This is a genomic window from Chryseobacterium populi (assembly GCF_000282115.1).
Lineage (GTDB): Bacteria > Bacteroidota > Bacteroidia > Flavobacteriales > Weeksellaceae > Chryseobacterium > Chryseobacterium populi.
This window is the reverse complement of sequence record NZ_AKJY01000062.1, coordinates 1-23853: the sequence shown is the minus strand read 5'-3', so window position 1 is coordinate 23853 and position 23853 is coordinate 1. Positions and strand designations below refer to the sequence as shown.

General features: G+C 37.9%; 21 protein-coding genes and 1 pseudogene. 10 read left to right on the top strand and 12 right to left on the bottom strand.

The window, feature by feature from the left end:
* The first annotated feature begins 203 nt into the window (after positions 1 to 203).
* The 5 genes from PMI13_RS14270 to gloA2 all read left to right on the top strand — a co-directional run bounded on the left by PMI13_RS14270 (position 204) and on the right by gloA2 (position 5244).
* The gene (locus PMI13_RS14270; RefSeq protein WP_007844886.1) at positions 204 to 1217 is read left to right on the top strand and encodes an NAD-dependent epimerase/dehydratase family protein; all 1014 of its coding nucleotides are present in this window, start codon (positions 204 to 206) and stop codon (positions 1215 to 1217) included.
* Entirely contained in the window at positions 1218 to 2984 is a 1767-nt protein-coding gene (locus tag PMI13_RS14265; protein WP_007844885.1) for an AMP-dependent synthetase/ligase, read from the top strand.
* 42 nt (positions 2985 to 3026) lie between these two features.
* Positions 3027 to 4085 carry a diphosphomevalonate/mevalonate 3,5-bisphosphate decarboxylase family protein gene (locus PMI13_RS14260; RefSeq protein ID WP_007844884.1) on the top strand — a complete coding sequence of 353 codons (1059 nt, stop codon included), beginning with the start codon at positions 3027 to 3029 and terminating at the stop codon, positions 4083 to 4085.
* Positions 4086 to 4422: 337 nt separating this feature from the next.
* On the top strand, positions 4423 to 4863 hold the full coding sequence (locus tag PMI13_RS14255) for a nuclear transport factor 2 family protein (RefSeq protein WP_007844883.1): 441 nt from the start codon (positions 4423 to 4425) through the stop codon (positions 4861 to 4863).
* Between the two features lie 3 nt (positions 4864 to 4866).
* Positions 4867 to 5244, top strand: a complete 378-nt coding sequence (gene gloA2 / locus PMI13_RS14250; RefSeq protein WP_007844882.1) for an SMU1112c/YaeR family gloxylase I-like metalloprotein — start codon at positions 4867 to 4869, stop codon at positions 5242 to 5244.
* Positions 5245 to 5246: 2 nt separating this feature from the next.
* Here gloA2 and PMI13_RS14245 read toward each other — a convergent pair whose 3' ends face one another.
* On the bottom strand, positions 5247 to 5630 hold the full coding sequence (locus PMI13_RS14245; protein ID WP_007844881.1) for a DUF1634 domain-containing protein: 384 nt from the start codon (positions 5628 to 5630) through the stop codon (positions 5247 to 5249).
* The gene (locus PMI13_RS14240) at positions 5627 to 6457 is read right to left on the bottom strand and encodes a sulfite exporter TauE/SafE family protein (RefSeq protein ID WP_007844880.1); all 831 of its coding nucleotides are present in this window, start codon (positions 6455 to 6457) and stop codon (positions 5627 to 5629) included. Before PMI13_RS14240 ends, PMI13_RS14245 begins: the two co-directional genes overlap by 4 nt.
* Positions 6458 to 6541: 84 nt before the next feature.
* Here PMI13_RS14240 and PMI13_RS14235 point away from each other — a divergent pair, with 84 nt between their 5' ends.
* Both PMI13_RS14235 and PMI13_RS14230 read left to right on the top strand, forming a co-directional pair.
* Positions 6542 to 7090 (top strand): DUF1543 domain-containing protein, encoded by a 549-nt coding sequence (locus tag PMI13_RS14235; RefSeq protein WP_007844878.1) that lies wholly within the window; start codon positions 6542 to 6544, stop codon positions 7088 to 7090.
* Between the two features lie 22 nt (positions 7091 to 7112).
* On the top strand, positions 7113 to 8222 hold the full coding sequence (locus PMI13_RS14230; protein ID WP_007844876.1) for a 5-(carboxyamino)imidazole ribonucleotide synthase: 1110 nt from the start codon (positions 7113 to 7115) through the stop codon (positions 8220 to 8222).
* A gap of 56 nt (positions 8223 to 8278) precedes the next feature.
* Here PMI13_RS14230 and PMI13_RS14225 read toward each other — a convergent pair whose 3' ends face one another.
* The 4 genes from PMI13_RS14225 to PMI13_RS14210 all read right to left on the bottom strand — a co-directional run bounded on the left by PMI13_RS14225 (position 8279) and on the right by PMI13_RS14210 (position 12338).
* Positions 8279 to 8644, bottom strand: a complete 366-nt coding sequence (locus PMI13_RS14225) for a hypothetical protein (protein ID WP_007844874.1) — start codon at positions 8642 to 8644, stop codon at positions 8279 to 8281.
* A gap of 17 nt (positions 8645 to 8661) precedes the next feature.
* A complete protein-coding gene (locus PMI13_RS14220; protein ID WP_007844872.1) occupies positions 8662 to 10785 on the bottom strand; it encodes a cation:proton antiporter in 2124 nt (707 codons plus the stop codon).
* A gap of 9 nt (positions 10786 to 10794) precedes the next feature.
* Positions 10795 to 11361 (bottom strand): hypothetical protein, encoded by a 567-nt coding sequence (locus PMI13_RS14215; protein WP_034670173.1) that lies wholly within the window; start codon positions 11359 to 11361, stop codon positions 10795 to 10797.
* Between the two features lie 65 nt (positions 11362 to 11426).
* Positions 11427 to 12338 (bottom strand): DMT family transporter, encoded by a 912-nt coding sequence (locus tag PMI13_RS14210; RefSeq protein WP_007844868.1) that lies wholly within the window; start codon positions 12336 to 12338, stop codon positions 11427 to 11429.
* Between the two features lie 206 nt (positions 12339 to 12544).
* Between PMI13_RS14210 and purE the strand changes: the two genes are divergently transcribed.
* Complete coding sequence (gene purE, locus PMI13_RS14200) at positions 12545 to 13048, top strand: 5-(carboxyamino)imidazole ribonucleotide mutase (RefSeq protein ID WP_007844866.1); 504 nt, start codon at positions 12545 to 12547, stop codon at positions 13046 to 13048.
* A gap of 49 nt (positions 13049 to 13097) precedes the next feature.
* Here the strand turns inward: purE and PMI13_RS14195 are convergent, their stop codons facing one another.
* The 3 genes from PMI13_RS14195 to ahcY all read right to left on the bottom strand — a co-directional run bounded on the left by PMI13_RS14195 (position 13098) and on the right by ahcY (position 17637).
* A complete protein-coding gene (locus tag PMI13_RS14195) occupies positions 13098 to 14426 on the bottom strand; it encodes a BspA family leucine-rich repeat surface protein (protein WP_007844865.1) in 1329 nt (442 codons plus the stop codon).
* Between the two features lie 48 nt (positions 14427 to 14474).
* Positions 14475 to 16142, bottom strand: coding sequence for a BspA family leucine-rich repeat surface protein (locus tag PMI13_RS20715; protein WP_051957068.1), 1668 nt, complete (start codon positions 16140 to 16142; stop codon positions 14475 to 14477).
* Positions 16143 to 16320: 178 nt separating this feature from the next.
* Entirely contained in the window at positions 16321 to 17637 is a 1317-nt protein-coding gene (gene ahcY / locus PMI13_RS14185; protein WP_007844863.1) for an adenosylhomocysteinase, read from the bottom strand.
* Between the two features lie 168 nt (positions 17638 to 17805).
* Between ahcY and PMI13_RS14180 the strand changes: the two genes are divergently transcribed.
* Complete coding sequence (locus PMI13_RS14180) at positions 17806 to 18336, top strand: pyridoxamine 5'-phosphate oxidase family protein (RefSeq protein WP_034670172.1); 531 nt, start codon at positions 17806 to 17808, stop codon at positions 18334 to 18336.
* Between the two features lie 204 nt (positions 18337 to 18540).
* Positions 18541 to 19155 (top strand): 4'-phosphopantetheinyl transferase family protein, encoded by a 615-nt coding sequence (locus PMI13_RS14175; protein WP_007844861.1) that lies wholly within the window; start codon positions 18541 to 18543, stop codon positions 19153 to 19155.
* On the opposite strand, the gene PMI13_RS14170 is transcribed toward PMI13_RS14175, so the two are convergent.
* From PMI13_RS14170 to PMI13_RS14160, 3 genes and pseudogenes are all read right to left on the bottom strand, one after another.
* Positions 19136 to 21397, bottom strand: a complete 2262-nt coding sequence (locus tag PMI13_RS14170; RefSeq protein ID WP_007844860.1) for an FUSC family membrane protein — start codon at positions 21395 to 21397, stop codon at positions 19136 to 19138. The two genes, PMI13_RS14175 and PMI13_RS14170, sit on opposite strands and share 20 nt — an antisense overlap.
* A 76-nt stretch (positions 21398 to 21473) precedes the next feature.
* On the bottom strand, positions 21474 to 22637 hold the full coding sequence (gene porV / locus PMI13_RS14165; RefSeq protein WP_007844859.1) for a type IX secretion system outer membrane channel protein PorV: 1164 nt from the start codon (positions 22635 to 22637) through the stop codon (positions 21474 to 21476).
* Between the two features lie 60 nt (positions 22638 to 22697).
* Positions 22698 to 23853, bottom strand: a pseudogene (locus PMI13_RS14160) (type IX secretion system sortase PorU); the annotation flags it as partial.

Here is a 23853-nt window from a genome sequence, read left to right as displayed (position 1 = left end):
TTTTATTATAAACCGGAACCTGCTACAAAAACTATTCATGAAATATTATTTTAACTGATATTATTGGTGAAATTAGACCGGATTATGCTTTAAAAATCGCAAATTTGCAAAATTGGCTGTTCTCTGATTTTTTTAATGAAACGGAGAATTGCCGGATAAGAAATATTGTCATAATTTAGTCACAATCAAGCAGAAAATAATTGATGGTTTTTGTAACGGGGGCAACCGGAATTTTGGGCAGAATAATCGTTTTGGAACTTCTGAAAAGAGGAAAAAAAGTTCGTGCTGCCAAAAGACCCACAAGCAATTTAAACGAAGTAAAACATTCGTATACATTTTATACGGAAAGTCCCGGCGATTTTTTCAATAAAATTGAATGGGTTGATACCGATTTTGATGATATCAATTCTTTACAGGATGCCCTGAAAGGGGTAGAAGAAATCTACCACTGTGCCGCAAAGGTGAGCTTTAACCCGAAAGATGAAAAAGAAATGTACCATACCAATATCAAAGGTACCGGGAACCTTTTGTTTGCCTGTGAAGGTTCTGAAGTGAAAAAATTTCTTCATGTAAGCTCTGTTGCCGTTTTAGACGGGTTTAATGAAAAAGGGGAACTGGATGAAGATTCAGAATTTAATCCCAAACTTGAACATCCGGCTTATGCCATTTCCAAACATTTATCTGAAATGGAAGTCTGGAGGGCATCTGCAGAAGGTTTGAATACCATTATCCTCAATCCCGGAATCATTATAGGAAGCGGAAACTGGAATCAAAGCAGTGGTGAGCTTTTCCATACTTTTGAAGATAACAGCTTTACATTTTCAGGCGGTTCTTCCTATGTTGATGTAAGGGATGTTGCGAAAATTGCTGTAGAACTAATGGAAAAGAATGTTTTCGGAGAACGTTTTATTATTGTTTCCGGAAATAAAAAATATGCAGAAGTGGGGCATCAGATCCGTAAAAAATTAGGACTTAAAGATGCCAGAATTCTTTCAAAGACACAATTAAATGCCGGAAGATGGGGCAACATACTCTTCGGGTGGCTGATTCCTAAACTGAAGATCGTTACAAGATCGAATATCGAATCGATAACGTCATTTAACACCATTTCCAATCATAAAATTAAAGAAAAGCTGGAGTATCAGTTTATCCCCGTTCAGGAAAGTATTGATTTCCACCTCAATAATTATATTAACGACAAAAAGCTGAAGAAATAAATGAATCTTGCAGAGGCTATTATCCGTAAAAATGTAGAAAAGCATTCCGTAAAATCTGCAATAGGTTTTAAGAAAAAAGAAGTGTGGAAAGAACTGAGCTGGAAAAAATTCAGTGAAATGATCTTTAAAACAGCCAATGCACTGAAAAATGCGGGAATTCAGGAAAATGACAAGGTTGCCATTTATTCTGATAATTCTGCGGAATGGATGATCTTTGATCTGGCTTCCCTGTCTATCGGGGCGATTACGGTTCCTATTTATTCAACCAATAATGCTGAACAGGCAGAATATATCATCAATGATTCCGGAGCTAAGGCGGTTTTAGTGGGTGATCAGGCACAATATGATGCCTGTCTTGAGTTTTTGTTAAAAGAAGATAACCATCTTCAGACCATTATTGTTTCTAAAAAAGCAGTCTGGATCAAAAAAGAGAACAACAGTTTCTATCTTGAAGATTTTATTGCAAAGACGTCTCCAAAAACTGAGATCTGCAAAAAAGAACATGAAGATGTTGCGACATTAATTTATACCTCGGGTACTACCGGGACTCCAAAAGGAGTCATGCTTACCCACGGAAATTTTATTAAAGCCTTCGATGCCCACTTTGAGTTTTTTAAATTTAAAAATTTTGAAGAAGAGCTTTCACTGGCATTTTTACCGCTAAGTCATGTCTTTGAAAGAAGCTGGAGCCTGCTTTGCCTGTACGGTGGGGCAAGAGTCTACTTTCTTGAAGACCCGAAGAATATTGCAAAGGCTCTGGGAGAAGTAAAACCAACCATGATGTGCGCCGTACCAAGGTTTTTCCAGAAAATTTATGCCGGAGTGAATGATATGGCCGCCGGAGGGTCTCCATTGAAAAAGAAAATCTTCAACTGGGCATTGGAAGTAGGTAAACAAACAGCGGAATTCAGAAAAAATGAAAATCTACTTCCGCTTGGATTAAAGCTCAAAGAATCCATTGCAGATATGCTGGTTTTCAGTAAAATTAAAGAGAGAATGGGTGGCAGGCTCTGGTTTCTGCCTTGTGGCGGAGCCTCTTTATCTCCCGAAGTAACCCGGTTTTTTGAATCTGTAGGAATTCATGTTACCGTAGGCTACGGATTAACGGAAACTACAGCTACCCTTACCCTTTTCCCTTTGACCCGTTTTGAGCACGGAACCAGTGGAAAACCTCTGCCGGGAGTTGAAATCCGTATCGGAGAGAATGATGAGATCCAGGCTAAAGGAAATGGAATTATGAAAGGATATTACAACAGGCCTGAAGATACAAAAGCGGTTTTTACGGAAGATGGTTGGTTTAAAACCGGTGATGCCGGGAAAATAGATGATAAAGGTAATCTGATCATTACAGACCGGATCAAGGATCTTATGAAAACATCTAACGGAAAATATATTGCACCACAGCAGATTGAAAACCTTCTGACCAATAATAATTACATTCAGCAGATTGTGCTGATTGCAGAGGGAAGACAATTTGTTTCGGCTTTAATTGTTCCGAATTTTGAATTTCTGGACGATTATATTAAGAAAAATAATATTCCGTTTACGAATTGGGAGGAACTGGTGAAGAAAGAAGAAATTATTCATTTATATAAAGACAAGATCAGTGAGCTTGAACATGACTTATCAGATTTTGAAAAAGTGAAAAAATTCACGCTGATGCCTTCGGAATTTGATATCAATACCGGAGAAATTACGCCGACTTTAAAAGTGAAAAGAAATGTAGTTCTTAAAAAATACGCTGATATTATTGAGAAAATGTATTAGAAGCCATCAGCCGGAATGATACAGGCCCATTTAAATTAAATTATGACAACACAGGAATTTCTAGGAAAACAAAATTTTACCATCCATACAGAAACCGTTTCGGAAAGCTGCCCCTCTAATATTGCCCTGATCAAATATTGGGGGAAATATGAAAACCAGATTCCGGCCAACCCAAGCATCAGCTATACCTTAAATCATTGTAAAACCAATACCACAATGGAATTTTTGGCTGATGAACCTTTTTCTGTCCAGACTTTTTTAGCAGGAAATGAAGAAGTGAAATTTGCTGAGAAAATCGAGAAATATTTTAAAAATATAGAACCGTATCTATCCTGGATTTTAAAAGGTAAATACGTTATCAGAACCGAAAATACATTTCCTCACAGCTCAGGGATTGCAAGTTCTGCTTCCGGATTCGGAGCAATTGCAAAATGTCTGATGAAGCTGGATGAGGTGTTTTCAGGGAAGAATTCAGATGAAGGATCATTGAAAAAAGCATCGTTCCTGGCAAGACTGGGAAGTGGAAGTGCGTGCAGAAGCCTATATAACGGGCTCGTAGTCTGGGGTGAATCCGATGAAGTTTCCGGAAGTTCGGATCTGTTTGCTGTACAATATCCTGATGCTGAAATTCACGATATTTTCAAAAGCTTTAACGACTGGGTTTTACTGATTCATGAAGGGCAGAAAAGTGTTTCTTCAACAGTGGGGCATGGTTTAATGAAATCTAATCCTTATGCGGAAAGAAGATTTCAGGAAGCAAGAGAAAATTTTGTTCCGATGAAGCAGATCCTGAAAGACGGAGATATGCAGAGTTTTATTAAGCTGGTAGAGCATGAAGCGCTTACTTTACATGCGATGATGATGATGAGTGATCCTGCATTTATCCTGATGAAGACAGGTACGCTGGAAGTAATCAATAAGATCTGGGATTTCAGAAGAGAAACCGGACTGCCCTTATTCTTTACTTTAGATGCCGGGGCTAATGTTCATCTTTTGTTCCCGGATAACGGTTCTGAAGAGAAAATTAAAACATTTATAGAAACCGAATTACTGCAACATACCCAGAAGAATGGAGTAATGAAGGATATAATGAGGTTTTAAATAAAGATATAAGGAAAACGGGTTTTAGCCCGTTTTTCAATTTTAGCTCGCAGATTTAGCTGATGACGCCGATTATAAAAGTATTCATCTGTATAAATTTGGGCAATCTGTAGTTAAAAATTATATAACTGTTTTTATAATTATAATGAATGTTTAGATTCCTGCGGAATGACAAAGTCTAGGGTTATTTTTTTTTAGTTTATTTAACTCACAAAAGTAAAGTATCAATAAATCATCAAATTATTAGAGGCAGACCTTAATTAAACTTTATTAAATTATTCCATGGTTTAAAGTAGTAATTTTTTTAATTTTATATTTAAGACTAATTGATATTCCTATGAATAAAATACTAGGTGTGACATTGTTATTATCCGCTTTCTGTTTCGGGCAGCAATCCCAGAACCAGGAAATTGAAAAACCGATCCGGAATTTATTTCTTGCGATGAAAAATGCCGATCCTGAGCTGTTAAAGACCGTTTTTTCAGAAGGTGCAATCCTTCAGACCATCACAAAAGAAGGAACTGTTAAAAATGAAGATATAAAAGATTTTGTTTCTTCGATTTCCAAATACTCCAAAAATGATCTCGATGAAAGGATCACGATAGAAGCGATTCATAATGACGGAAGCCTGGCAAGTGTCTTTACGCCTTATCAGTTTTACTTTAAAGGCCAGTTTTCTCATTGCGGTGCAAATAGCTTTCAACTGGTAAAACAAAATGACGGCTGGAAAATACAGTACCTTATTGATACGAGAAGAAAGGAAAACTGTAAAAAATAAAGAATGAAAATACATCATATTGCTATTATAGGTTCAAATTATGAAGTCTCTAAAAAATTCTACACTGAAATTTTAGGATTGAATATCATCCGTGAAGTATACCGTGAAGAAAGGCAGTCTTATAAATTAGATCTTGCCATCGGAGATCATTATATCATAGAATTGTTTTCATTTCCTGACCCTCCTGAAAGGCCGTCCGGACCGGAAGCCTGTGGTTTAAGACATCTCGCTTTTTCAGTAGAAAACGTAAATGAAAAACGCCGGGAATTAATCAATAAAGGCCTGAATTGTGAAGAAATCCGTATTGATGAATTCACAGGAAAAGAATTCTTCTTTACCCGGGACCCTGATAAGCTCCCTCTTGAGTTTTATGAAATGTAATTTTAGTGAGCGTAACCGGTAAGAAAGCTGACGATCATAATGGCTAAAACGATTGAAGAAATGATAACATAAACGTAATCTTTTTCTTTCAAATAACCGATCCATGCAAAAACAATCCTCATTAAAGGAGTGAAGATAAGCAGAAGGATTCCCAGCTGAATAATGGCCATTCCTTCTCCTTTACACAGGGTAGTCCAGAAATGTCCCCATACCTTTTCCGAGGATGTCCCCATATCAAGGCTGGAATATTTTTTAGGCATTTTAAAACCTTCCAGGAATAACTTGACAAAACCGATAAGTGATGTGATAACCGATAAAATAACGCCCAGTCTCAGAAGGTTTCCGACAGAGCGGTTTAAGTCCACATCGGTGAAGTTCTTTCTCATCTGAAGCTTTTATTTATACCGTTATACATCATGTAAATGGATAGGATGGTAATTACAATTGCAAAGAAGGTTTTAAGTTTCTTTGTTTTGGAAACCATCAGTGTTTTTGAACCGATAAAACTCCCCACAACAACCCCGATCAGTACCGGAGCTACAATTACAGGAATGATTTCCCCTCTCTGGAAATAGATTAAGGCACTTGCAACGGCAGTTACTCCGATCATGAAGTTACTGGTGGTTGTAGATACTTTAAAAGGAAGTTTCATCATATTGTCCATAGCCAATACTTTCAAAGCTCCGGAACCGATACCTAAAAGCCCGGACATCGCCCCGGCAAACATCATCATGAAAAATCCCGGAACCGTATTTCTTGCAGAATAGTTTTTAAGAACTCCTTTGTCAGGGAAAGTTCCGTATAATTTAAGCTTGTCTTCCAGGCTCCCTTTAATCAGAGGCTCCTGGTGATCAGGCTTTCCTTTAAGATTTAAAATAACAGTCAGAAGCAGGATGCTGGCGAAAATAATCCCGATCGTATTCGGATTCAGCATTCCTGAAACCAGAGCCCCCATAATAGCCCCTGAAGTAGTCGCAATTTCTAAAAACATTCCGACTCTCATATTCGTAAAACCCTCCTTAACGAAAGCTACTGCAGCGCCTGAAGAAGTACCGATAACAGAGATTAAAGAAGCACCGATTGCATAATGCATAGGAACGCCAAAACCCAGCGTTAATAAAGGGATGATGATGACTCCCCCTCCTAAACCCGTCAGTGAACCCAAAAGGCCTGCCGAGATTGCTCCAAGGAAGAGAATGATGATTTCTGACATGCTACAAATATAAAACTATTGCTGCTCTCTGCCAAACTTTAAATAAAGATAAATTTGATGTATTTTTGCAGAAATAAATGGGAAATGAAATTATTCTATATCATCCTGGGAGCCACTCCCAAAGGTAGAAATATTGAACAGCATGATGTATTTTTCGGGATAGCAGAAAACCTTAAAGACCTGGTTCCGGATATGAAAGATTTCTGGAAGGATGCGGAAGGTAAAATTCATCTTGACTGTTATCAGGAAGTGAAATTTGCTGACGGATATGAAGTTAAAATTGTTGAAAAAACAGATAGAGCTTCCGAAAATCAATTGTATTTTATTAACCTGGGTGGGTATAAAAAAGGATATTTTGAAGAATTTCACGAGCAGCATCTGATGGTGGGCGCTTCAATGGGAGAAATTGTGAAAAAAGCAAAAGCTACAGAATTTTATAAAACGATGGGATTTGAAAATGCAGTAAGTCATATTGACGATAAACACGGGGTTGATATCGATGATATTTTTAATGTCAGTGATATTCTGCCTGAAAAAATGAAAGAAAAATATTCTGTCGTTCTTGAAAAATCCTGTGCTGAAATTCAGGAAAATACAATGGGGCTGGGGTATCTGAATATTGATAAAATTTAAAATAAAAATCTAATTAAATAAAATGAAAATAGGAATTTTAGGAGGCGGTCAGCTTGGAAGAATGCTGATTCAGAGTGCGTTGAAATATGATGATCAGTTTTATACTCTGGATCCGGCTTCGGATGCGCCTTGTCATACTATTTCATATTTTACACAAGGAAATTTCAATGATTATCAGACCGTTATGGATTTCGGGAAGGATAAGGATGTCGTGACGATCGAAATCGAGCATGTAAATGCTGACGCGCTTGCAGAGCTTGAAAATCAGGGGATAAAAGTGGTTCCGAATGCTAAAATTATCAAAACAATTCAACAAAAAATCCTTCAGAAGGAATTTTATAAAGCTCACGACATTCCGAGCCCTGAATTTCAGGTAGTCTGGAATAGTGATGACAAGATCATAATGCCATTACCTTTCGTTCAGAAAATGAATACGGGCGGCTATGATGGAAAAGGAGTTCAGGTCATTAAAACAGAAGCTGATTATCAGCATTTATGGAAGGAAGCTTCTGTAATAGAAAGTCTGGTAGATATTGATAAAGAGCTTTCCGTCATTGTTGCCAGAAATGAAAACGGAGAAACGAAAACTTTTCCGGTGACTGAAATGGTAGCCGACCCCAAATTGAACTTATTGGATTTTAATATCTGTCCTGTTTTCTTAAGTGATGATATTCAGAAGCAGATTGATTCAATTACCGAGAAGTTTTTAAATGTCGTTAATTCTCCCGGTCTTTTTGCCATTGAGCTTTTCCTTGATCAGAATGGGAAAATCTGGGTCAATGAGACTGCTCCGAGGTTGCACAATTCAGGGCACCAGAGCCAGGAAGGAAATGCCAACTCCCAGTTTGAGCAGATGTACCGCGTAGTGAAAAATTTACCGTTAGCAGACACAGACACGATAGGTTACAGTGGAATGCTGAACCTGGTAGGAGCTGAAGGATATTCAGGAAAAGTGATTTATGAAGGAATGGAAGACGTTTTAAAACTTCCCAAAACATACATTCATCTGTATGGAAAAACAGAAACCAAACCCGGAAGAAAAATGGGGCACATCAATGTATTGGCGGATTCAAGGGAAGAGCTTATGGAGAAGCTGGTGAAGGTGAAAGAAATGGTGAGAGTGATTGCTTAAGAACAATATAATATAAGAAAGACTGTTTTACCAACAGTCTTTCTTATTTCTGACCATTAATTTTCAATTTTTGAAAAATCAATGGTCCATTTTTTTTCTTTAGAGTTCCAGATTAAATATGGGCCATCGAATCCATCAGTATAGATTAATTCATAGGTTGCATTATTATCCGTTTTATACTCTGGCTTTAGCATCATCATATCTTCTTCTTTTTTAAAACCTAATTTTTCCAGGGTTTTCCAGTCGTTGTTTTCCGGAAGTTTTTTGTAGGTTTTCTCATAGTTTTCAATATTTCCGATGAGCTCATTTCCGAATTTTATATCCGATTTTCTGGTCATTTCGATGGGCAGATTCCAGTAAACTGTAAAAGCAATTACAATCAGGAGTAGTATTGAAACTATGATGATTATGATCTTTTTCATTAAAATATATCATTAATTTATTTAAATATCTTCTGAATCACATTCCCGATCTCCATAAAATCGCCATGATTTCCTACAGAGCGTATTTCCGGGCTGTTTTTATCGTATTCAGAAAAAGGGAAAATAAGTAAATAATTGTTATCATTTAAATATTGATTCAGAAGCTCGGGAATGAGCCTCATCTGCGGAATGTAGGATTGCATTCCTCTCTTGGCCATTAAAACAATAAGCGCTTCATCTTCTTTTAGCTGTACAGCGGTTTTTTCTCCGTCGCGCCAGGTATTCATAATGATAAATTCGGCTTCTATATTGGCTTTTTTGATAATCCGCCGTAAAATATCCTGGATGTTTTCTGAAGCGTAGAAAACCATGGTGGCCCCGGAATTCCGGGCAATATTCCATACCCTGAGCAAAGCATGGAAGAATCCTGCTTCTTTATGGGCATTTTCCGGAATCATCACGGCGTATTTTTTAATGGTTGAAAGGGGCTGTGCAGCATGATAAACCAGTACATTCACATCATCATTCTGAAGATAACCGTTGTATAAATTATAAACAAAAGAAGGGGAGAACCCTTTTTCATCTTCAAGGCCAATAATAAGATCGGTAATTTTCTGCTCCTTAATCACGTTGTTGACCCCATTAATCACATCATTATCATATCTTTTCAAAGGCTGTAAAATAACATCCGCTGCAGCAGCTGCATCTGCAGCCTGGTGTAAAAGCTTTTCGGCATTTTTTACCGAAGATTCATTTTTATCTTCATTGATAACGTTCAGGGCAAAAAGATCCTCTGTGTTGGTGTGGGCTTTGATCAGGATCCCGAGGTTCACCATACGTTCCACAGTCTCTTCATGGTTAATTGCCAGCAAAATGCTTTCTTCTTCATGGCTGTTGCCGGATACGGTATCTTCATTGTCACTCTCTGCAATCTTCTGAGCGCTTGACATGGATATAAATGAGGAAATTGTACAGGAAACTAAAATCAGTAAGATACTTCCGTTCAGCACATGTTCATTGAGCAATCGTACAGGTTCTCCCGTTTCGGTTTCAGAGATGATAATGTTGTAGCCTACCATCACAGAAGCCAGGGTTGCTGCTGCCGAAGCTGAGCTCAGTCCGAAAATAAGCTTCCCTTCATCTTTGGAAAGCCGGAATGTTTTCTGAGTGGCTACAGCCGATAAATATTTTCCGCCAATGGAAGCGATCAGCATAATTCCTGCAACTTCGAGGGTTTCCAGGCTTTGATAAAAAACTTTAAAATCAATCAGCATTCCGACACTGATTAGAAAGAAAGGGATAAAAATTGCGTTTCCGACAAATTCTACTCTGTTCATCAGTGAAGAGGTGTGAGGAATAAGCCTGTTTAAAGCTAACCCTGCAAAAAAAGCTCCGATAATGGCCTCCACTCCTGCAAGCTCAGCCAGCAAGGCGGCCAGATAAATCATCACCAGGACAAAAATATATTGTGAAATTTTATCATCCACTTTTTTGAAAAACCAACGGCCGATAATTGGGAATACCAGTAAAACAATAAGCCCGAAAATGATAAATGAGACCGACAGCTTTACCCAGAATTCGGTTCCCACATCACCCTGTGACATTCCTACGATGATAGCCAGAACCAATAGGGCTAAAACATCTGTAATCATTGTTCCGCCGACGGTAATGTTAACGGCAAGGTTTTTTGCAATTCCCAGCTTGCTTACCAAAGGATAGGCGATAAGGGTATGTGACGAAAATAAGCTCGCAAAAAGAATGGAAGTCAGTAATGAAAAATGTAAAAGATAATACGCTCCCAGAAATCCTAAAATAAAAGGAACGGTAAAAGTATAGATTCCAAAGGTGAGGCTTTTCCACTTATTTTTTTTGAAATCTCCCATATCGATTTCCAGGCCTGCTAAAAACATAATATAAAGCAATCCGGTTGTTCCGGTGACAACTATACTGCTGTCTCTTGCCAGGATATTAAAGCCGTTTGGGCCTATTACAGCTCCGGCAATAATCAGTCCCAATAAGTGAGGAACTTTTATTTTATTCAGTAAAAGGGGAGCAGCAAGAATAATAATCAGTACCACTAAGAATTTCAAAACAGGATCTTCTATCGGAAAGCTCAGGTTGTGTATGCTCAATACAATCATAAATGTTTTTTATTTGGAAGAACGGGTCAGTTCAACAGAGAATTTTGCCAGGCAGGTATTATCTACCGAAATGGTTCTGGTACCCTTGATCTTGGTGTCGGAAATATCATTGAGACGAACGTTCATTTCCACATTTTTTTTAGCGGTGGAATCGGTTTTGAAATTAAGCTTAACCTCATTACTTTCAAACTTCCCCGAATACAGTCTTACCAGGTTATTATTGTTGATGATTTTGGCCACCAGTTGTGTCGAATCACTGTCAAATTCCCAGGTATCTGTCCGCTGATCACCTACAACATAGTCGCTGCAATTGGATTCGGTACAGATCACTTTTCCGTTCCAGGAACCGGCTATTTCTGCGGGCCATACCGTTATCTGTACAGAATCCTTTTTAGCAAAGACACTGTCTCTCATTTTTAGTAAAGCCTGGTATTCCGACTCTTTCTGGGCAAATAATTTTTCTTTTTCAAGGAGCTGCTGTTCTCTTTCAACGATGTTTTTTTCCTTTTGAGTATCGTTGCAGCTCATCAGAAAAAATGGGATAATCAGCAGGATCAGCAAAATTTTTTTAACCATATTGTAAGAATTGATGTAAACAATATAGTCAAAAAAATACAAACGGGAAAGTGGTTTGCTGGAAATTAAGAGCTTTTTATCTTAGATTTTTTGAACATTTCAGGATTGTAATTAATAATAAACACCCCTAAAATAATTAAAACAGCCGCCAGAATAAATTTAACGGAAATCACTTCCCCAAGAATCAGCCAGCTTAAAAATATCGATATAATAGTATTGACATAAGCAAGGATGGAAACCTGAACCGGAGATATTCTGGTGAGAGCATAATGAAAAGCAAAAAATGCAGCCACAGAACCAAAAACAGCAAGGTAGATCATAGCAGAAACACTTTTGAAAGTCCAGTTCCCGAAATTATAATTCTCAGAAAATAAGAAGGCAAAAATAATCTGAAGAATTCCGGCAAATGCAAACTGGTAAAAAAGGTTTAGGGTAATATTTCCACTCTGGATATTCAGTTTTTTAGTGAAAATAGTTCCTGATGCCCAACCTGCAATGGCGATAAACAAAAAGATAATTCCGGTGGTATATTCCGTATTGGCAAAATCTTTGAGGCCGTCCCAAAAAATGAACAGGATCCCACAAAAGCACATCAGAACACCTATTGAAGCTCTGATACTGAATTTCTGTAACCCGATTGCCACACTGCCCAGAAAAACCAGAATAGGAGAGGTAGCACTAATGAGTGAAGCTAAACTGCTGGTTATCGTTTCTTCAGCAACAGTTGTCATTCCGTTGGCAATAACGAGCATCAGTATGGAAAAAATAATCTGGTATTTTAAATTCCTCCAGCCGATCCATTTGAATTCTTTCCTGTAAAGAAGAATGAAAAGCATAATGATGGAAGCCAGAAACTGACGTATTCCGGCAACAAACCAGGCCGGAATGGTTTCAACGGCAACGCGGATGGATAAAAAAGTGGTTCCCCACACAATGGCAACGGTAAGAACTGCAAAAATAAGCCTGGAATCTTTCAAAATATCTATGAAATGGTGTGTTGCAAAGATATTTATTTTGAGCTGATTTCAAACAGAACTGACTTTGATAAAATAAATGATCCTTACTCAATAATGTCTATTACTATTCTTCACATCCGTTGTTTCTTTTTATATTTTTCTGAAAGCGCAGTTATTTTTAAAAAACAGATTTTAATTTTTATCTTTGAAAATCTAATAAATTGAAGATGGTAGGAATTATTATGGGAAGTCAGAGTGACTTACCGATTATGGAACAAGCTGCAAATTTTCTGAAAAGCCTGGATATTCCGTATGAGCTTACGGTGGTATCGGCTCACAGAACACCGGAAAGAATGTTTGATTATGCGAAAACGGCTCAGGAAAGAGGACTGAAAGTCATTGTTGCCGGAGCAGGCGGAGCAGCCCATCTTCCGGGAATGGTGGCAAGCTGTACAACACTTCCCGTGATTGGAGTTCCCATCTTATCAAGCAATTCTATTGACGGTTGGGATTCCGTATTGTCAATTCTTCAGATGCCGGGAGGGATTCCTGTAGCTACAGTCGCTTTAAACGGAGCCCTGAATGCCGGAATTCTGGCGGCTAAAATTTTGGGAAGCGGAAATGAAAAGGTTGCTCATAAACTTCAGCAATACCAGGACTCTTTGAAAGATAAAGTATTGGGTACTGTGGATGATATCAAAGAGATGCACCCTAATCAGTATGACAAATAAAACAGGTGATAATAAAGAAGCCTCACTAAATTTTTTAGTGAGGCTTTTTTTATTTTTTAATGAATTTAAAATTCTGGATTCTCTCTTTGGTAATGATTTGCAGCATATAATTTCCGGGATTTAAAAACCGGATATCAATGGAATTAGCTGTCAGAGTTTTTCCTGCTAAAATTCTGCCTGAAGCATCAAGTATCCTATATTTTTCTGCCTGAGCAGCATTTTTTACATAAATGACATCTTTTGCAGGATTGGGGTAAACGACAATTCCGTTTCCGGCTGACACCTCAATGGTAGATAGCTGGGAAGAACACTGATTATTGTAAGTATCTGCCAATATTATCCATCCTTTGATGCTGGTCAGATTATTTCTTGCGTTTACGGCAAAAGGTGCAGCATAGACCAAAGGTGAAGCACTGGCAAGATTGATATTGTTTGGAGTTGCTGGATTCATACTCCATCCATACAGGGTATTGTCATAGTTCTGACAATTCAGCCCTGAGTTTAGAAACATATTTTGTGCCTGTGCCAAAGCGGTTAAATTCCACTGTCCAAGATTTTGATTGAAGCTGCTGGCTTCATGAAACATTTCTTCCATAGTGGTTACTTTGGAGGTATCCCAGCTTTTCAGATTCTGGTTAAAAGATGAGGCACCGTGAAACATGTGGATCATACTGGTTACGTTAGAGGTGTTCCAGCTTTCCAGCGGGTAGTTGAAATTCATTGCATAATCAAACATGTAAGATATATCGGTAACATTTGAAACATTCCAGTTACCAATAGGCTGGTTAAATAAGGTATTATCCCCGAACATATAAAACATCGTTGTAACTGTTGAAGTATCCCATGTATTAAAGCTGGGATTTCCCACCAATGAGAAGCATAAATAAAACATCTGTTTCATACTGGTTACAAGACTCAGATCAGGGGCATCGGGAGCACTGACATCTAAATTGGTGCAAAACACGAAAGCATCTTCAAAGCTTTTCCATTGTATATTCCCCCATTGGGCAATGTCTATAATTTTTGTATGGTCAGCATTGGTATAACCGGGAGTAAGTGTGCCGTCAAAAAATCTCACCCGGTCGAAATTTCCGTTTCCGTTGCTGATTTTAATGCGGTAAGTGGCATTTGCAGGAGCAGGGTTCAGAGGAACTCCAAAATTAACAGGAAACTCCAATGTTGATGTGACGTGAGTCAGGCTACCGTTATGCTGCGGATATCCTACCTCTTCCCAGTAAACGGTAAAGTTGGTTCCTCTTCCCGGAAAATTAATCTGCTGGGAAGATCCGGGTTTCCAGACGGTAATAAATTCATCTTGGGCACTGATGATCTGAAATAAAATGACAAAGAGAATAAGGGCTAAAAGTTTTTTAAGCATATTTAAAATTTAGTCGGATTTTTGAAGACCTTGCTGATCTGTTGGTGGTTATTTTTTGATAAGCTTCAAAGAACAGGTTTTATCTTTTGAGATCGCCTGTATAATATAATTTCCTTTGATTAATGAGCTTACATTAATGTTTTCTCCGTTCAAAAGACCCTGAAGCACGATTCTTCCGCTGGTATCAAAAATTTTATAGTTACAGGATTCTTTCATGTTTTTAATATAAATAAAGTCTGTTGCCGGATTGGGATAAATCTCAACAGCATTTGCTGCTGCTGTGTCTGAAGTTGATAACACCGTACACTCTGCATTGTAAATATCTCCTGTAATTGTCCATCCTTTATTATTAATTAAATTATTCCGGGCAGCTACGGCCTGGGCACTTGAATAGATCAGCGGAGAAGCGCTGGAAAGATTGATATTATTAGGCGTTGCAGTATTCAGATTCCAGCCATGAAGGGTATCATTGTAGTTCTGGCAGTTTAAGCCTGAGTTTAAAAACATATTTTGGGCATACAATAGTGAACCTAAATTCCACTGTCCTAAATTCTGATTAAAATGAGAAGCGCCGTTAAACATATCTACAAAGCCATATACATTGCTGGTATCCCATATCCCGATATCCTGGTTAAAGCTTTTTGCATTCTGGAACATCTGAGACATATATATTGTATTGCTTACATCCCAGTTCCTGATATTCTGATTGAAAGCAGTTGCATCACTGAACATGCCATTCATATTGGTAACATTGCTGGTATCCCAGTTCCCGATATCCTGGTTGAAAACAGCAGCATTATAAAACATATGATCCGTTTCGATCAGGTTGGAGATATCCCAGTTTCCGATCGGCTGGTTAAATGTAAGTGCATTCGCAAACATAAATTCACAGTTTACATTTTCAGACAGGTCCCAGTTTCCAATGGGCTGATTAAACTCTTCAGCACTATGAAACATGGCAGTCATGAGCTTTACGTTTGAAGTATTCCAGTTGGCAAGTGGTTGATTGAAAACAGTAGCTCCGAAAAAAAGATAGGCCAGGGTCTCTACATTGGAAGTATCCCAGTTTCCCACAGGTTGGTTAAATAGTGAACATCCCATAAATGTGCCCTGCAGATCGGTGACACCGGAAATATTCCAGTTATTAATAGTTGGGTTTCCTGTCAGTTGAGAACAGAAAAAGAACATATTATGCATATCATGAACATTGGATAGATTGGGGAGATCTGTAGCCGTGACATCCATAAAGCTGCATCCTGAAAAAGCTTCCCGCATTGAAGACCATGCGATGGTGCCCCATTGCTCTATATTAATTAATTTTTGAGTATCCCCAACCGGATTGCTTACGGGGAAAAGATTTGAATCAACGAACCGGATCTGGTAGAAATTTCCACTTCCATTGCTGATTTTTACCCTGTAAGTGGCGTTTTGCGGATCAGGATTTAAAGGAGCTCCGAAATCTAATAAAATCTGGTATGTTGTGGTGACACTGGTAAGAGTTGCCTGATGTAAAGGATATCCAACTTCTTCCCACGAAATGGTATAATCGTTTCCTCTTACCGGCAGCCATGCCTGGGTAGCAGATGAGCTATAAGGAACTCCATTGCTTGGAGGCTGAATATTTCCCGGTTTCCAGACGGTTGTAAATTCGTTTTGAGCCTTGATACACTGCAGACTTATGATGAAAAAAAAGAACATTATTAGTTTTTTATACATATATCAATGTTTTGCGAAATAAATGTATGAAAATAAATAAAATTGTACAATTTTTTAACAATAAGCCTGTTGTAATCTGTTTTTTTTAATTTATATAAATTTTAGATGTGATTTCAAATAAAAAACTCCCCAAAAAAGTTGGAGAGTTGTATTTTGAATCCTTAAAAAGGACTGCAATTTAGTATCTGTAATATTCAGGTTTGAATGGCCCTTTTACATCAACACCAATATAATCAGCTTGTTCAGGAGAAAGAACCTCCAATTCAACACTTAATTTTTTAAGATGTAAAGCCGCTACTTTTTCATCTAAATGTTTTGGTAACATATAAACTTCGTTTCCGTAAGCTTCAGAATTATTCCAAAGTTCGATCTGGGCCAGAGTCTGGTTAGAGAAAGAATTAGACATTACAAAGCTCGGGTGTCCTGTTGCACAGCCTAAGTTTACCAATCTTCCTTCTGCAAGAATGATTACTTCTTTACCGCCTTCCAAAGTGTAGATATCTACCTGTGGCTTAACTTCAGATTTAGTGTGACCGTAGTTTTTGTTTAACCATGCCATATCGATTTCATTATCGAAGTGACCGATGTTACAAACGATGGCTTTATCTTTCATTTTAAGGAAGTGCTCTCCTCTTACAATGTTGAAGTTACCGGTTGTTGTAATGATGATATCCGCGTTATCAACTACAGTATCCAATCTTTTTACTTCATAACCGTCCATTGCAGCCTGTAAAGCACAGATCGGGTCAATTTCAGTAACAGTAACGATAGAACCTGCTCCTCTGAATGAAGCAGCAGTACCTTTACCTACATCCCCGTATCCGCAAACGACTACTCTTTTTCCGGCTAACATTACGTCTGTAGCTCTTCTTACAGCATCCACTGCAGATTCTTTACATCCGTATTTGTTGTCAAATTTAGATTTGGTAACAGAATCGTTTACGTTGATGGCAGGCATTACCAGGGTTCCGTTTTTCATTCTTTCGTACAGTCTGTGTACTCCGGTAGTCGTTTCTTCAGAAAGTCCTTTGATATCTTTTGTGAACTGAGGGTATTTGTCAAAAACCATATTGGTTAAATCTCCACCATCATCCAGAATCATATTTAACGGTTTTCTGTCTTCACCGAAGAATAAAGTCTGCTCAATACACCAGTCAAATTCCTCTTCGTTTAAGCCTTTCCATGCATAAACCGGAATTCCTGCAGCAGCAATGGCAGCAGCAGCATGATCCTGGGTAGAGAAAATATTACAGGAAGACCAGGTAACCTCAGCTCCCAAAGCTACCAGTGTCTCGATAAGTACGGCAGTTTGGATCGTCATGTGAAGACATCCTGCAATTCTTGCACCTTTAAGCGGCTGAGACGGTCCGTATTCTTCACGGATTGACATCAGACCCGGCATTTCGGCTTCTGCAAGGGTAATTTCTTTTCGTCCCCATTCTGCAAGGGAAATATCCTTAACTTTATAAGGAATGTATTGTGTTGTAGTACTCATATGTAATGAATAGGTTTTAATTCAATTGATAATGAAGTGCAAAATTACAATTAAAAATTAAGATATAAAAACGATACCCGGAGTTCATTTATATGAGATTATACATGATTTAAAATTATTTAGTTTGATTCTAAATAGTGTATTTTTGTGAAAACAAATTTTATATTTATGAATCATACAAATACACAGGAAGACGCCCAGAAAAAAACCAAACCACTTACCCCGAAAGTAAAGGAGCTGATTGCAAACACTAAAAGTATAATTTTAGCTACAGTAGATGCAGAAGGAAACCCCAATTCCAGCTATGCTCCTTTTGTACAAATTGATAATGCATTTTATATTCTGGTATCTTTCATGGCAAGACATACCAAAAATCTTTCAGAAGGAAGAAACGCTTCAGTAATGTTTATAGAAGACGAAGCTGCTACAAAGCAGGTTTATGCACGGGAACGTTTAACGATCGAGGCAGTAGTCTCCCAGATAGAAAGAGATACGGAAGAATGGAATCAGATTGTGGGTAAGTTAAAAGTCACTCACGGAAAAGTGGTTGATGTGATTTCCGAAATGAAAGATTTTATCCTGATCGGTTTGCATCCCATTAAAGGTTCTTATGTAAACGGGTTTGGAAGCGCTTATTTTGTAGATGAAAACTTAGAGATTCTTGAGCATAGAAATGATGTGAACCATCAGTCAAAATAAATAGGAATGGAAGCAGGAAGATGGAAGCAGGAAGTTTATGGAGTTTGAATGAAAAGCTTTTTATTCTTTATTGAACAGATTTTCGCTTTTTAATTTTAACTGCAAAAAAAATATACAGCCTAATATTAACTTCCATCCTCCCGCTTCCATCTTCCCATTTTTACCATCCACTTCTTTTTACTATTTTTATCAAATAAAAAAACAATGCCTCTTTACCGGGATTTTTCTGATGACAACGCTACGATTCTGATCTGGAAATATGATGAGAATGAAGAACTGGATATTGACGAACTTTTAGAGCCTGAAAATGCTGAAAAGGTGAGAGACTATCATCCGAAAAAACTGCTTGAGGTATTAATGGTGCGTAAACTTTTAAAAGGACTGAAACCCCATTCAAAAATCCTATACAAAGAAAGGGAACCTTTTCTTTCTCCCAACGATGCGGAAATTTCCATTACCCATTCTTTTCCATTCGCTTCTATTGCCATTTCTAAGAAAAAAATCGGGATCGATATTGAAAAATTCAATCCGAAGATCCTGAGGGTGATTGATAAATTCACCTATGAAAATGAGCGGGGGTTTATTCCGGAAGATAAGGCAGATACGTTCTATACTATTATCTGGAGTGTAAAAGAAAGCATGTATAAAATTCATCATTCAAAATACTGGTCCCTGAAAAAAAACTATGAAGTAAAACCTTTTGAGTTAAAGCATCTTCATAAGATCAGCTGCCGTGTATATGGCGATCAGTTTTCAGATGAGTTTAAAGCAAGGGTGGAATTTTTTGATGATTACTGCTTTACGATTGTGGAGGAATAGACGTTTCGCTTTTATACTTTTCAATTACCTTTCTCTGTTCTTTTGCTACATCATAGATTAATTCCAGAACGTCATGGATATTTTTCAGTTCTGTTAAGCGTGAAATTTTCTCAGGGTCTCTCCGGTCATAAGATTCATTTTCTTCAATTTCGGTCTTTCTTTTCAGAAGCATGTCTTCAATAGAAGAATCTTCAGGCTCAAGACGGCTTTCCATGATAAGAGCTTCATTGACCTTTTCACCGTTGAGAAGGGTAGAGGTCTGCTGCATTTCAGATTCTATTTTCCTGCTCCAGCTTTCAGCATCTATTTCGGGATATTTCCTTTCACTTTTCGAATATTGGGAAAGGGAAGCGGTATAAGCGGTGATAAGGTGTGAGGTTGCTACAAACTGATGAACTACCTCCAGTTTTTTCTGCTGATTTTTAGGCTCGGAAATCATTCTCTGAAAATTATCCGAAAGGTTAGCCAGTGAAATGATTGCATTTTTACGCTTTACTTTATAGTCTTCAATGTCAAAATCATCCTGCAGGAATTTTGATATCACACTCTGGAAATAGATCAGGTTGCTGGCTGCAGATTTTTTCATCAGATCCAGGTTTTGGGTATGTTCCCAGACCGGAAGCACGATATAGGAAACCAGAAAAGCGATAATCCCTGCAATGATGGTATCTACAATCCTGTCTGTGAAAATAATGTCTATTTTTCCGGGGCTTAAAAAATTAAAGCTCAGGAAGACGTAGATCGTCATGAACAGCACAGCCCAGAAATACCTTCCTTTCAGTAAGCTGAAACAAAGGATCATGCTCAATAAAAGAATGGTGAATAATACCGCATTAATGTCTATAAAATGCAGGATGATATAAGCAATTGTAGCGCCAACGATAGTTCCGTAGAGACGAAGTCTGTTTCGCTGTTTGGTGATCGAGTAGGCTGGTTTTAAAATAGCGGTAATCGTAATCAATATCCAGTACGTATGCCCGATGGGTAACAGCTGGAAAAGAGAGAAAATATATCCAATCAGCAAAGCTGTTGTAATACGGATGGCATGCCGGAACTGTGAAGAAGAAAGGGAAATATTATTCTTTAAAACTTTAAAGTTCAGTTTCTCTTCATTAGGCATAAACTTTTTAAGGTCTAATCCTGTGGAAAGACTTTTGGCCAGTTTTACATTCTGTGAAAATACTTTATAGATCTCATTAATTTCTTTGGTGATTTCATTGATACGCATCAGGATCTGACGCAGGATCATAAAGTTTTCAAAGTTATCGGGTGTGATCTGTTTATTTCTGAGGTCGAAATAGATATAATTGAGATTTTTAAGCTCCAGCTCAAGGTCAAACATGGGTTTTGCCCTGGTTCCGATTTGAAGGGATATCCCGATATTAGTGATTTCCTCAGAAAGTAGATTAAGATAATCATGAATATTCACCAATATCATACTGTCTTCAAAACTTTGCTGAAGCTTCTGATAATCGCTTTCGGAAGTCATTAGTTTTTCATGAAGGTCCATTGAATTCAGAAACATCAGCATCAGCAATCTGCTTGTTGTGGTAGATTCGTTGACGATGGTTCTGGTTTTGAAAACCGTTTCCCTGGTTTCTTCCTGCAGGTTTTTTATTTCAATCTGCTTTGCAATAACCTGGGTGGTCAGTTTGTTGAAATCAGGATTTTTTTGATAATAATTGGCTTTTATTTTCAGAAATTCGGCTAACTGGAGATAATTTTCACCAATCATCTGGCTTGCCAGCTTATAAGGCTGTATTGTGGTAACAATAAGGAATATCAGTAAAAACCAGACACAGCCGGCGGTAAAAATAAGTAAGCTTTTGTAAATATTACTTCCGGTAAGGTGACCGTCAATAAAGATGGCCAGAACAACGAGGGATAAAGATCCTACTGCAGCGAGCCTTTGTCCGTAAACCCCAATCAGAGAGAAGAACATCCCGAATACAATGATTTCAAGAAGAACCAGCACTTTAACATTCATCACTAGGCTTGCAATCAGCGCGACAAGCACAAAGCAGACTATGGCAAAAGTCAATGCATTTCTTCTGCGGATAAAAGGGCCGGGCTGATCGGTTAATGCCACAAAGCTGGTCCCGAGAGGAAAAAGGAAGTATTCTTTTAATATTCCGAAGTGAGCGAGAACCAGGCAGGGTAAAACAGTAGCTAATGTAATTCTGATTGCAGAATATACATATTGACTGGTTACAAATTTTTTGAGCTCTGCCGAATAGTTCATAATACAAAAATACTTATTGAAAATAAAAAAAGCCTCATAAAAATGAGACTTTTGTAAACTTATGTATTATATTTTTTTAATAATCAACATTAGAGGTTTCATCTCCGATATTCCATGTTAAACCGAAACGAAGCGTATTATCTAAAGCAGTGTTGATTTTAGACATATTAATAAGATAAGAAATATCTAATCCGAAAGAACGGTATTTTAAACCGATACCGGCAGTGGCAAACTGTCTTGCGCCCTGCTCTTCGCTTTCATGGAAATAACCTGTTCTTACTGCAAAAGCATTGTCATAGGAATATTCCAAAGCACCACTGTACATGATACTGTTTTTGTTTTTGAAAGATTTGGTGATCCCCTGTATCGGGCCTACATTAGGTACTTCATAAATAGGCTGCCTTGTATTAGGATCCATTCCTACGAATTCAGATCCCGGTACTAAAATTTTAGAACCTTCAACACTTAAACCGATTCTGTTTAAATCATCCAGGTACATATCATATCCAACTCCTAATCTTGCCATTGTCGGAAGATAGGATCTTGATTCTTCATTTCCTGTATAATCTAATTTCGGACCTACATTCTGAATGGCTAAACCTGCATTTAATTTACCGTCATATCCTCCGAAACTTGAGAATCTTGGAGAGGTATAGTATGCAGAAACATCTACTGCGAATGAGTTTGCCGGTTTAAGGGTAGTATCTGTGTTGAAGCCTCCGGCTAAATCTGAACGGATAAATCTACCAGTAACAGCACCGGAGAAAGAATCAGAAAGTTTCAGGGCATAAGCCACATCAATTGAGAATTCGTTTGGTTTTGAAGTACCCATAGAAGTTACTTCTGAACCTACCAACTGTGTTAAATCTACCTGCCCCATATTGAAGTAGTAAATACTTGCAGAAATGGTAGATCTTTCATCCTGGCCTAAGAATTTATGGAATGCACCATATAGTAAAAATACATCATTAGTAAGTTTCCCCATATAAGGTGTGTAGTTTAACCCAACGGAAGAACTTGTTCTGCTAAAAGGATATTTCGCTGCATTCCAGAACTGGGAAAATGCATCCGGAGAGGTAACTACACCCTGGTCTCCCATACCTCCTGATCTTGCATCCGGTGCGATTCTTAGAAATGGAGCTCCGGTTAATACAGGTCTTACCTGACTTAAATCTTGCGAATAGCCTAAAAAACCAGCGCTGATACCAATTCCTAAAAGCAGTTTAGTAGTTAAATTCATATGTTGTCTTTTATATATTATCAGTTTTTTATTAATATGATTATTTATTGTTGTTTTATTTTACTTCAAAAGTACCATTTTTTCTACAGCTGTAGCACTTCCTTTGCATTTTTCTTGATTTTGACTTTTTGCAAATATCTTAAAAATATACGTTCCTTTAGCAACAGTGGCACCAAAATCATCTCTTCCGTCCCATTCTATTGCCTGACGAGGGGTTCTGAAGCCCTGCAGGAAAGGTTCTGCCACCACCGGCTGAGATATTGTTTTTACCAGTTTTCCTGTAATGGTGTAGATCTGAACATTTACATCCAGTATATCATCACAATTGTGCTCAAACTGTACATATGTTTTATTGGTGAAAGGGTTCGGCCAGTTTAATGGTCTGTTGATCACCAGATGCTGATCGGCTTCATCCTTAACTTCAAAGTTTAACGTTTCTGTTGTCGAATTATTGTTTATATCCCAAACTTTAAATGTTAATTGATGTTGTCCTGTCGCAAGATTCCTGAAAGGGTAGGTTACATTTCCTTTCTGGTAGTCTGCAAGACTTGGGCTCAGGCATCCGTTTCCTTCTCCCGAAGCATAAAAATCATTTAATACAATGGTGTTAATAATTTGACCGTCCAAATATACAGTAATATCGTGACCGATACCAGAGCCCGTAGAATTTATTCCCGTATCATCAGTAACACATGCAAGCAGCATAGGGTTCTGATCGGTAATTCCTCCGTTTGCGAAATTGGTGTTGTTCATATACAGCTTTACTTTTGGAGGCTGGCTGTCATTGATTCCGTTCGGATTGATGTCGCCCACCTGTACAGATTGATTGTTAAATACATCCGTAACCTTGTTATCGGCATAGCCCAATATTCTTCCTTCTCCAACGGCGTAGTTGATATCTTTCGGAACATAGAATTCAACGGTAAACACTCCATTTACAGCAGTTCCTGACGCTTTTACGATGGCACTTCCTTCTTCAGTATAATTAAGGATTGGAGTAAGGCCACCATCATTATTTAGTGTTTTCTTATTTAATCTCTTATCAAAAATATTAATAACAACCCTTCCGTTGAATGTGGTATTCACTGTACCGTTGGTATTGTTGATGTGTCCTTTGATCTTTACAAAATCCAATCCCCTGATCAATCCCGGTACCGGAGTATCAATATTGTCGATCACCAGTAATCTCTTAGGCCTGCTTAATTTCATGGCAGGG

What these genes read in the sequence shown, in the direction of transcription:
- PMI13_RS20715 (WP_051957068.1), bottom strand. Translation starts at nt 16,142, where the DNA reads ATGTATAAAAAACTAATAATGTTCTTTTTTTTCATCATAAGTCTGCAG.
- PMI13_RS14220 (WP_007844872.1), bottom strand. Translation starts at nt 10,785, where the DNA reads ATGATTGTATTGAGCATACACAACCTGAGCTTTCCGATAGAAGATCCT.
- PMI13_RS14175 (WP_007844861.1), top strand. Translation starts at nt 18,541, where the DNA reads ATGCCTCTTTACCGGGATTTTTCTGATGACAACGCTACGATTCTGATC.
- PMI13_RS14225 (WP_007844874.1), bottom strand. Translation starts at nt 8,644, where the DNA reads ATGAAAAAGATCATAATCATCATAGTTTCAATACTACTCCTGATTGTA.
- gloA2 (WP_007844882.1), top strand. Translation starts at nt 4,867, where the DNA reads ATGAAAATACATCATATTGCTATTATAGGTTCAAATTATGAAGTCTCT.
- PMI13_RS14215 (WP_034670173.1), bottom strand. Translation starts at nt 11,361, where the DNA reads ATGGTTAAAAAAATTTTGCTGATCCTGCTGATTATCCCATTTTTTCTG.
- PMI13_RS14170 (WP_007844860.1), bottom strand. Translation starts at nt 21,397, where the DNA reads ATGAACTATTCGGCAGAGCTCAAAAAATTTGTAACCAGTCAATATGTA.
- PMI13_RS14195 (WP_007844865.1), bottom strand. Translation starts at nt 14,426, where the DNA reads ATGCTTAAAAAACTTTTAGCCCTTATTCTCTTTGTCATTTTATTTCAG.
- ahcY (WP_007844863.1), bottom strand. Translation starts at nt 17,637, where the DNA reads ATGAGTACTACAACACAATACATTCCTTATAAAGTTAAGGATATTTCC.
- PMI13_RS14260 (WP_007844884.1), top strand. Translation starts at nt 3,027, where the DNA reads ATGACAACACAGGAATTTCTAGGAAAACAAAATTTTACCATCCATACA.
- porV (WP_007844859.1), bottom strand. Translation starts at nt 22,637, where the DNA reads ATGAATTTAACTACTAAACTGCTTTTAGGAATTGGTATCAGCGCTGGT.
- PMI13_RS14230 (WP_007844876.1), top strand. Translation starts at nt 7,113, where the DNA reads ATGAAAATAGGAATTTTAGGAGGCGGTCAGCTTGGAAGAATGCTGATT.
- PMI13_RS14270 (WP_007844886.1), top strand. Translation starts at nt 204, where the DNA reads ATGGTTTTTGTAACGGGGGCAACCGGAATTTTGGGCAGAATAATCGTT.
- PMI13_RS14180 (WP_034670172.1), top strand. Translation starts at nt 17,806, where the DNA reads ATGAATCATACAAATACACAGGAAGACGCCCAGAAAAAAACCAAACCA.
- PMI13_RS14255 (WP_007844883.1), top strand. Translation starts at nt 4,423, where the DNA reads ATGAATAAAATACTAGGTGTGACATTGTTATTATCCGCTTTCTGTTTC.
- PMI13_RS14240 (WP_007844880.1), bottom strand. Translation starts at nt 6,457, where the DNA reads ATGTCAGAAATCATCATTCTCTTCCTTGGAGCAATCTCGGCAGGCCTT.
- PMI13_RS14235 (WP_007844878.1), top strand. Translation starts at nt 6,542, where the DNA reads ATGAAATTATTCTATATCATCCTGGGAGCCACTCCCAAAGGTAGAAAT.
- PMI13_RS14265 (WP_007844885.1), top strand. Translation starts at nt 1,218, where the DNA reads ATGAATCTTGCAGAGGCTATTATCCGTAAAAATGTAGAAAAGCATTCC.
- PMI13_RS14245 (WP_007844881.1), bottom strand. Translation starts at nt 5,630, where the DNA reads ATGAGAAAGAACTTCACCGATGTGGACTTAAACCGCTCTGTCGGAAAC.
- purE (WP_007844866.1), top strand. Translation starts at nt 12,545, where the DNA reads ATGGTAGGAATTATTATGGGAAGTCAGAGTGACTTACCGATTATGGAA.